Source organism: Streptococcus suis, from assembly GCF_019794555.1.
In the GTDB taxonomy this organism is placed as follows: domain Bacteria; phylum Bacillota; class Bacilli; order Lactobacillales; family Streptococcaceae; genus Streptococcus; species Streptococcus suis_AB.
Genome location: NZ_JAIMEP010000019.1, coordinates 27,895 through 35,619, shown reverse-complemented (window position 1 = coordinate 35,619; position 7,725 = coordinate 27,895). Strand labels below are relative to the sequence as shown.

Below are 7,725 nucleotides of genomic sequence, written 5' to 3'. Positions count from 1 at the left end.
AGCACTCCAATTGGTCAACTCAAGAAATGGATCTAGGACTTTGAGAAACTTTCCGAGAGAAACTTGACACAAACGAAGAACTCTCACCACTTGACAAAAGACTAAAAAATAGATAAAATGGTCCTACAGTGAGAAGTTCGATAATACATCGGCAATCAAAAAGCCCCCAACGTTCCCAGCGTTGAGGGTTTTCTTTTGCCCCTTGGGCCTATTTGTTGCGATTGTTGAGCCAATACTCAAAGAGTATCAACACAAGACCTGATACAATAGGTGCAACGAACAATGTGAGAAGTTCGAACAACAAGGCAATCACCTCCTCTCTATTTCGAGGGGCATTTCTATCCTAGCAAATTTCAAGCATTCTTGTCAATACTATCCATATTTTTCCATATTTTCAAGACAAGTTTATCTCTTCGTGATAAAATAGTAGTAATCATGTCATGGAGGAAGAAGAATGACTCTTTTTGAAAAAATTAAAGAAGTTACAGAATTACAAAGCTTACCAGGATTTGAAGGACAGGTTCGCAACCACATCCGCCAGAAAATCACACCGCATGTAGACCGCATCGAAACAGATGGACTAGGTGGAATTTTTGGCATCAAGGATACGGCTGTTGAAAATGCTCCTCGTATCCTAGTGGCCGCCCACATGGATGAGGTTGGCTTTATGATTAGCCAAATCAAGCCCGACGGTACTTTCCGTGTTGTTGAGCTAGGTGGCTGGAACCCTTTGGTCGTTTCAAGTCAAGCCTTTACGCTTCAACTACAGGACGGTCGGACCATTCCTGCCATTTCAGGTTCCATCCCTCCACATCTAACACGCGGGGGCAACGCTCCAGGTGTACCTGCCATAGCTGATATTATTTTCGATGCTGGTTTTGCCAATTATGACGAAGCTTGGGCGTTCGGCGTTCGTCCGGGGGATGTCCTCGTTCCCAAAAATGAAACAATTCTAACAGCCAACGGAAAAAATGTTATTTCTAAGGCTTGGGACAACCGCTTCGGTGTCCTTATGGTGACGGAATTGCTAGAAAGCCTATCCGGTCAAGCTTTACCAAATCAGTTGATTGCTGGGGCCAATGTGCAAGAAGAGGTTGGTCTTCGTGGTGCTCATGCCTCTACAACCAAGTTCAATCCAGACATTTTTCTCGCTGTTGATTGCTCGCCAGCTGGCGACATCTATGGTGACCAAGGAAAAATTGGTGACGGAACTCTGCTTCGTTTCTATGATCCAGGTCATATCATGTTAAAAAACATGAAAGACTTCCTCCTCACAACTGCCGAAGAAGCAGGTGTCAAATTCCAATACTACTATGGTAAAGGTGGAACAGATGCCGGTGCAGCCCACTTGAAAAATCATGGTGTTCCATCAACAACTATTGGTGTCTGCGCTCGCTACATCCATTCACATCAAACTCTCTACAGCATGGATGACTTCCTAGAGGCCCAATCCTTCTTGCAAGCTATCGTTAAAAAGCTAGATCGCTCAACGGTTGATTTGATTAAAAATTATTAAAACAAAAGACTTTGCTAGGTAGAATGCCCGGCAAAGCCTTTTTTCTATATAAACTCTTCTAATATGTACTTCCTCACATAAGTAATAAAGTAAAGCGAGCCTGTAATCAGGTAGAGTTTTTTGGGATTGTCCAAGTCCGCCTGCTCCAACCACTCTTGATAGGTCTGAACTCGTTCATAGCCTGACGGATAATCGTTCAGCTCCACCGAACGGAAATCATCAAAGGTTGTCACGCTAACATGTCCAAATTGGCTAAGCTGCGATAACATCTGATCCACAGGCTTGGTATTGATGGCCGCAAAGAGGATTTCAATATCCCTGTCAGCATACTTTTCTTCCAAAAGTTGTGTCAGGACGGCGATACTTTCATTATTGTGGGCTCCGTCAATCATGAGATTAGGTCTAATCAACTCTAAGCGGCCCGGCCAGATGGCTTGGGACAAGCCCTGGCGGATGGTTTCATTGGTAATCTTTGGAAAATCAGGGCTGAGAATCTGAGCTGTTGTCACTGCCAAGGCTGCATTGACCTCTTGGTGACGCCCCTGCATCTGTAGCCTCAAATCCTCAACTCGGCCGAAGGGGCTTGAAGCCGCACACCCTGCTCTGCTATTTTCCAAAACAATCTCACGCCCTACCTCATAGGTCGGACTCTGAAGCTGACTGGCGTGATCCTCAAATACCGCCTCCACTTCTGGCTGGTCGGTCGCATAGAGGAGGGGGACCCGCTCACGCAAGACAGCAACCTTGTGACGGGCTATAGCAGCATGAGTCTCCCCTAAAAAGGATTGATGGTCTAGACCAATAGAGGGGCATACTACCGCCAATGGACTTAAGACATTCGTGGCATCCAGTAAACCACCCATGCCTGCTTCCACCAAAAGAATATCGGGATGCTGGTAGTGAGCAAAATAGACAAACATAGCCACTACAACAATCTCAAACTCTGAGATGGCGTCTAGTTCTGCTGTCTGGTCCAAGTTATCAATCAAGGGTTGCAAGTCTGTCACAATCCTCGCAAAATCTTCCTCTGAAATCATATCCTGCTCAAAGACAATTTGTTCTCGAAAATCAATGATAGACGGCGATGTAAACCGGCCAACGGTATACCCAGAAGCTTGCATGATAAACTGCAGGGCATTAAGGGTCGATCCCTTACCATTTGTTCCCACAAAGTGAACCGTTGGTACACGATGCTGGGGTTTGTCCAAGCGCTCCAAGAGCCAGTTGACACGTGCAACACCATTTTCTAAATCTGATGCAGGACGATTCGATAGCCACCGGCGAGTTTCTAGGTAATTCATCATTTCACCTCTACAAAAGAGCAACAGGGGGATGACCTGTTGCTGGATACTATATTATTTAATACCCATTAGTTTTGCGAACTCAGGTATTTTTTGTAAATTTGGTAAGACAAGCATGGTTACGACGATGCGCAATGGAATTTCAAAAATTGCCTTAATCAAGCGACTACTGTACAAAGCAATCCAAGGTGTTCCAAAATGGAAATGGAGGGCAATCGGTGTCATGATAAATGAAATCACAACCTGAATCAAAACAACAACCCCAGCAACATAGAACCAGTCAGCTTTATTTTTAATATCTAGTGGTTTTTGATAAAAGAACCAGCCATAGATAAAAGCCGATACCGCTTCTATTAATATCCAAGTAAAGAGAACAGTTTGTCCGCTAAACAAGACAAAGACTGGGTCTGAAATAGCTGCAAAGACAGCTGCCCAAACTGGACCCGCAATAGCTCCCAAAATCGTGTTTGGAATAAAGGTAAACTGAACCTGCAAAGTGTCCGAAAGACGGATTGAGAAATAATTCTCTACAATCATGACCAGGGCAAGGGTCACTGCAATGGCAGTCAATAACTGCACAGTTAATTTTGGAATTTTCTTTTCCATAAAAACGCTCCTTTTAAGAAATGGAGCTGTCGTATTCATTCGACAGCGGATGCAATGGTTTACCGCGCTGACGCTTCGTTATGTGGCAACATCCCATCCACATACACTTAACGCAAACCACCTACTCTGCGCAAATTTCTTTGCTAGTCTATTTTATCATATCAAGGTCAGTTTGACCAATTGCCAAAATCTATTACTCCTAACAGTTACTGACTATAAGAAAAACTGGCAGGGTTACTGCCAATTTCCTTCTATTATTTCAAACGTTCAACTTCACGCGCAATAACCAATTCTTCATCCGTTGGAATAACCAAGACACGAACTTTTGATTCTGGCGTTGAAATGTCACCATAGTTGCCAAATACATTTTTTGCTGGGTCCAACTCAATACCAAACCAAGACAACCCTGCAATGACATCATTTCGCATTGCTGCTGCATTCTCACCCATTCCTGCTGTAAAGATGATGGCGTCAGCACCATTTAAAACCGCAAGATACTGACCGATAAATTTCTTAATACGGTCAATGAAAATATTGTAGGCCAATACTGCATCTGGATTGTGAGATTGGATGCCTGCTTCAATATCGCGCATATCACTTGAAAGGCCAGATACACCAAACAAGCCTGACTGTTTATTCAACATGTTAACAACGTCTGCAGCATCTTTCAACTCTTCAACATTCGCAATCAAATAAGGAATGATGGCAGGATCAATATCCCCTGAACGAGTTCCCATCATCGGACCAGCCAGAGGTGTGAAGCCCATTGACGTATCCACAGATTCACCATGATAGTTAGCAGTGATGGATACACCGTTTCCGATGTGAGCCGTAATCAATTTTAATTCCTCAATCGGACGACCCAAAACTTTTGCTGCCTCATGCGCTACATAGAAATGGCTTGTTCCATGAGCACCATACTTACGAACTTTATAGTCTGTATAATATTTTTGTGGAATCGGATAGAGATAAGCGTGTTTTGGCATTGTTGTATGGAAAGCAGTGTCAAAAACAGCTACATTCAATACTTCTGGCAATACTTCTTCAAATGCGCGCATCGCCGCCACGTGTGCTGGGTTATGAAGTGGTGCTAAGGCACTCAACTCTTCAATTTGTTCAATCTCTTTTTGACCAATAACCGCTGACTCTTTGAAGTATTCTCCACCCGCAACTACACGGTGTCCGATACCAGTAATTTCCTCGTAAGCAGCAATAATATTGTGTTTGAGCAAATCTTCTAAAAGAATTTTAACTGCAACTGTATGATTAGGAATATCTAATACTTCGGTTTCTTTCTTCCCATCATATTTAACTGTAGAAATAGAATCATCTAAGCCGATACGCTCGATAATACCCGCTGCTAAAACTGTTTCTTCTGGCATTTGATAAAGTTGCCATTTTAAACTAGAACTACCTGCATTAATTGCAATTGTTTTTGACATATCTTACCTCTTTTAAAGCGTTTTCCCCACTAGTATAACAGATTTTCACTTAAATTGCATTCTCTTGCTTCCAATTTTTGAAATTGACCATGAACTTCTGAATCGCTTCTGGTTCTTGCAGGCTTTGCAAAGGATAAACGAAAGGAGTTAAAGGTCTGGCAGCTTTCTTTTGTAACACAAAAATGGACTTGGCCATGGCAGCCTTCCCAAAAAGATTTGGTGGCAGGGCAATCATGGCAACAACATTGGCTTGTTCTTGTAACCAGCCTTTTAATAAATTGCTTTGCGGACTCGTTAATAAATCATTTGGAGCCAGTAAAATCGCAAATCCATCTTTTTCTAGATATTTGAGGGACTGTTCCATGAGCAAATGATGTGCATAGGTATGTTCATTTAGACTGGCTACCTGATAACGGCTAGCAATCTGGTCATCTGGATAGTAGCCAATAGGCAAATCTCCCAAAATCACTTGGCTTTCTTTCAAAATCTGCGGACGTACCGCATCTCCCTGAGCAAATGAAATAGCTGCTCCCATGACATCCGCAATACTAGCCGATAAATCAATCAAGAGGTCATCTATTTCAATCCCTAAATAGTCTAATTCCTTCTGGCTGGCGTTGAGAATGGTCTGAGCTAAGTTTCCTGTACCAGAACCAATTTCCAAAACTGTCACTCTTGGAGTAGAGACCAACTGGTCCACAAGGAAAGATAAGATAAATCCGATAGAGTCAGGTGTGAACTGGTGGTTATACTGCATGGGTTCAGTCTGATTGGCCTTGATGAGCAGGAATTGGAAGGCACGGCGCCATTCTTCCTTGGTTAAATCTAGTTGTTTCAAGGTCTTGTTATTATTGACAACAAGATCTGTCTCATGCTGACCAGCTACATAGGCAGCATTTTGCTCAATCATAGCATCATAAATATTGGTCCCAAGTTGATTTTGAATCGTCTGTACATTTTCTAAAAGCAGGTTGTAGGCCTGTTCAATTTTTTCATATTTCATATTCTTATCTTATCAAATTTTAAGGAATTTGACTAGAAATTGGGAAGTGGTAAGTGAATTGCTTTCCTCCATTTAGTGTTACGACAACAGACAATTGATTATTTTTAATGCGATAGTCTGATTGGCCCTGGTGAAATGAAATCTGCCCTTTCTTTACGACCGATTTTTTGGATGATTTTTGGGTCGGTGACGCCTTAGTGGTCTCCTCCGGATCAGCTTGTTTCTCAACCAAGTTTGGGGAATCTGTCTTAGAACTCCCTTCCTCGAGACGAGTTTGTTGGGCTGTTTCTTGATCCTGACTAACTTTCTTTAATTGGATTTCCTGCTGGTACTCTGTCTTGACTTGCTCTGATACCATTTGAGCCATCATATAAGCAGTAGCTTCTTGCTTGGTTACTTGTACTAGTTGACTTTCAGCGAATTGTCTATTGAGATAGAACTGGAGAATCAGGCTAAAGACAGCAAGCATTAAGAGAGCATAGAGCAGAACACCTGCCTTAATTCGTTTTTTCAAAAACATACCTAAAACTCCTTTCCTCCCCACTTTCAAATGTTACATCCAGCTGTATAACCTCGCCTTGTTGGGCGTAAGTAGCTGAATAAACCTTGTACAACATAGGCTGATAGCCCTGACCATTTGCATTTGTCTTGCGAAAATCATCTGCCACAGACTTGCCAAATGCCAATGATTTTTCCCCTTTGGTTAGGTACAACTTTCCAGAATCAACCCGATCAAGACTTGCTCCTTCCCATTCAGCCCGTAATTGATCACAAAATAGTAACCACTGTTTTTCTACATAACGTTCTTGATAGCGAACCTCATGCGCTATCAATTTTGATAAACCTTCAATCACAAGCAAGCTGCCAGAAATTATGAGTAAGGCAATTAAACATTCCAAGAGGGTGAACGCGGCTAACTTAGTTTTTCTCAATCCGGATAACCTCCTTGCCTTCATGGTAAACGATAAGTTCACGAGATGTTCGTTGTACTGAAACTTCAACCTCGTTTAGCTCTAAATGGGATTCCCCTGTCTGAACTGCCATCTTTGCAACATTATAAACTTCTTGTTGGTACAAACTGTTTACTAGTTGCCTTCTTCCGGTATCTATAGCTGTCAAAATCAAGCTACAAATCGTTACCAAGGTGGCTAGGGCAACTAAACTTTCTAACAAGACATAGGCTCTACTCTTCAATTTTCTTATATCGACCACTCCCTATATATAGTTGATACTTGATTGTTTCATGACTCATCTTAAAACTGATTTTTTCCAAGGAAGAATTACCCCCATCATCCTGAAACACAATTGTTTTTTCTTCTACTATGGATACATTAGGCGGCAATGAAATGATTCGATAGCCATTTGATACTTCTTCTCCAGCTATACGAAGCACTACCTTTTCTTGAGTTCTAGCAGCCAATTCTTGACTGTCTTTATACAAGGACTCAAATTCCAAAAGAAACACCTGCTCTTGCACTACCTGAAAAGCAGTATGCACCGACCCCGATAATAACAAAGCTAGAAAACAGACAACACTTAGTGTTAGTAAGCTCTCTAGAAGAGTAAAGGCCTTATTTTTTAGGTACATTATTATATTTTTCTAGTTGATCTTCAGTTATCATTTCCAAATTTTCTAATTCTTCTGCTGTTGGACGAACACCATGCTCCAATTCGTAAATGTCCATTTGACTTTCAACAACTTTTACAACCGCCGCATTGCCGTCTTCTTGTATTTTTTGCTTTTGCTTACTGAGATTTGGCACAAATAACAGCAAGAGAATACTAATAATTCCAAGCACCACTAACATTTCGATCAAAGTGAATCCTTTGACTTTCTTTTTCAACATTTTTTTCATT

11 protein-coding genes and 1 riboswitch are annotated in these 7,725 nt (G+C 41.8%); of the genes, 1 reads left to right on the top strand and 10 read right to left on the bottom strand.

What is annotated here, in order from left to right; translation table 11 throughout:
* Positions 1-208: 208 nt before the first annotated feature.
* Complete coding sequence (locus tag K6V48_RS08305; RefSeq protein ID WP_125175873.1) at positions 209-313, bottom strand: type I toxin-antitoxin system Fst family toxin; 105 nt, start codon at positions 311-313, stop codon at positions 209-211.
* A 141-nt stretch (positions 314-454) separates the two neighbouring features.
* On the opposite strand from K6V48_RS08305, the gene pepA reads away from it, so the two are divergent.
* Positions 455-1,516, top strand: coding sequence for a glutamyl aminopeptidase (pepA, locus tag K6V48_RS08300; RefSeq protein ID WP_222368997.1), 1,062 nt, complete (start codon positions 455-457; stop codon positions 1,514-1,516).
* A 44-nt stretch (positions 1,517-1,560) separates the two neighbouring features.
* Here the strand turns inward: pepA and K6V48_RS08295 are convergent, their stop codons facing one another.
* The 9 genes from K6V48_RS08295 to comGC all read right to left on the bottom strand — a co-directional run bounded on the left by K6V48_RS08295 (position 1,561) and on the right by comGC (position 7,724).
* A complete protein-coding gene (locus K6V48_RS08295; protein WP_172066415.1) occupies positions 1,561-2,817 on the bottom strand; it encodes a bifunctional folylpolyglutamate synthase/dihydrofolate synthase in 1,257 nt (418 codons plus the stop codon).
* A gap of 54 nt (positions 2,818-2,871) precedes the next feature.
* Positions 2,872-3,423: a folate family ECF transporter S component gene (locus K6V48_RS08290; protein ID WP_024404088.1), complete on the bottom strand. Its 552-nt coding sequence runs from the start codon at positions 3,421-3,423 to the stop codon at positions 2,872-2,874.
* Between the two features lie 41 nt (positions 3,424-3,464).
* Positions 3,465-3,554: riboswitch (THF riboswitch) on the bottom strand.
* A 123-nt stretch (positions 3,555-3,677) separates the two neighbouring features.
* Entirely contained in the window at positions 3,678-4,865 is a 1,188-nt protein-coding gene (locus K6V48_RS08280) for an acetate kinase (protein WP_172055440.1), read from the bottom strand.
* Between the two features lie 49 nt (positions 4,866-4,914).
* Positions 4,915-5,868, bottom strand: coding sequence for a class I SAM-dependent methyltransferase (locus tag K6V48_RS08275; protein ID WP_222368991.1), 954 nt, complete (start codon positions 5,866-5,868; stop codon positions 4,915-4,917).
* Between the two features lie 19 nt (positions 5,869-5,887).
* Positions 5,888-6,388, bottom strand: a complete 501-nt coding sequence (gene comGG, locus K6V48_RS08270; RefSeq protein WP_172017845.1) for a competence type IV pilus minor pilin ComGG — start codon at positions 6,386-6,388, stop codon at positions 5,888-5,890.
* On the bottom strand, positions 6,366-6,800 hold the full coding sequence (gene comGF, locus K6V48_RS08265; protein ID WP_174846408.1) for a competence type IV pilus minor pilin ComGF: 435 nt from the start codon (positions 6,798-6,800) through the stop codon (positions 6,366-6,368). The genes comGG and comGF overlap by 23 nt, the downstream gene beginning before the upstream one ends.
* Positions 6,787-7,080 (bottom strand): competence type IV pilus minor pilin ComGE, encoded by a 294-nt coding sequence (comGE, locus tag K6V48_RS08260; RefSeq protein ID WP_024404786.1) that lies wholly within the window; start codon positions 7,078-7,080, stop codon positions 6,787-6,789. Before comGE ends, comGF begins: the two co-directional genes overlap by 14 nt.
* On the bottom strand, positions 7,052-7,456 hold the full coding sequence (comGD, locus tag K6V48_RS08255) for a competence type IV pilus minor pilin ComGD (RefSeq protein WP_172040730.1): 405 nt from the start codon (positions 7,454-7,456) through the stop codon (positions 7,052-7,054). Before comGD ends, comGE begins: the two co-directional genes overlap by 29 nt.
* Positions 7,440-7,724 carry a competence type IV pilus major pilin ComGC gene (gene comGC, locus K6V48_RS08250; RefSeq protein ID WP_172055438.1) on the bottom strand — a complete coding sequence of 95 codons (285 nt, stop codon included), beginning with the start codon at positions 7,722-7,724 and terminating at the stop codon, positions 7,440-7,442. The genes comGD and comGC overlap by 17 nt, the downstream gene beginning before the upstream one ends.
* Position 7,725: the final 1 nt, after the last annotated feature.

Excerpts from the sequence above, each read along its gene's own strand:
- K6V48_RS08290 (WP_024404088.1), bottom strand. The coding sequence starts at position 3,423 with ATGGAAAAGAAAATTCCAAAATTAACTGTGCAGTTATTGACTGCCATT.
- K6V48_RS08275 (WP_222368991.1), bottom strand. The coding sequence starts at position 5,868 with ATGAAATATGAAAAAATTGAACAGGCCTACAACCTGCTTTTAGAAAAT.
- K6V48_RS08280 (WP_172055440.1), bottom strand. The coding sequence starts at position 4,865 with ATGTCAAAAACAATTGCAATTAATGCAGGTAGTTCTAGTTTAAAATGG.
- comGC (WP_172055438.1), bottom strand. The coding sequence starts at position 7,724 with ATGAAAAAAATGTTGAAAAAGAAAGTCAAAGGATTCACTTTGATCGAA.
- comGG (WP_172017845.1), bottom strand. The coding sequence starts at position 6,388 with ATGTTTTTGAAAAAACGAATTAAGGCAGGTGTTCTGCTCTATGCTCTC.
- pepA (WP_222368997.1), top strand. The coding sequence starts at position 455 with ATGACTCTTTTTGAAAAAATTAAAGAAGTTACAGAATTACAAAGCTTA.
- K6V48_RS08295 (WP_172066415.1), bottom strand. The coding sequence starts at position 2,817 with ATGAATTACCTAGAAACTCGCCGGTGGCTATCGAATCGTCCTGCATCA.
- comGD (WP_172040730.1), bottom strand. The coding sequence starts at position 7,456 with ATGTACCTAAAAAATAAGGCCTTTACTCTTCTAGAGAGCTTACTAACA.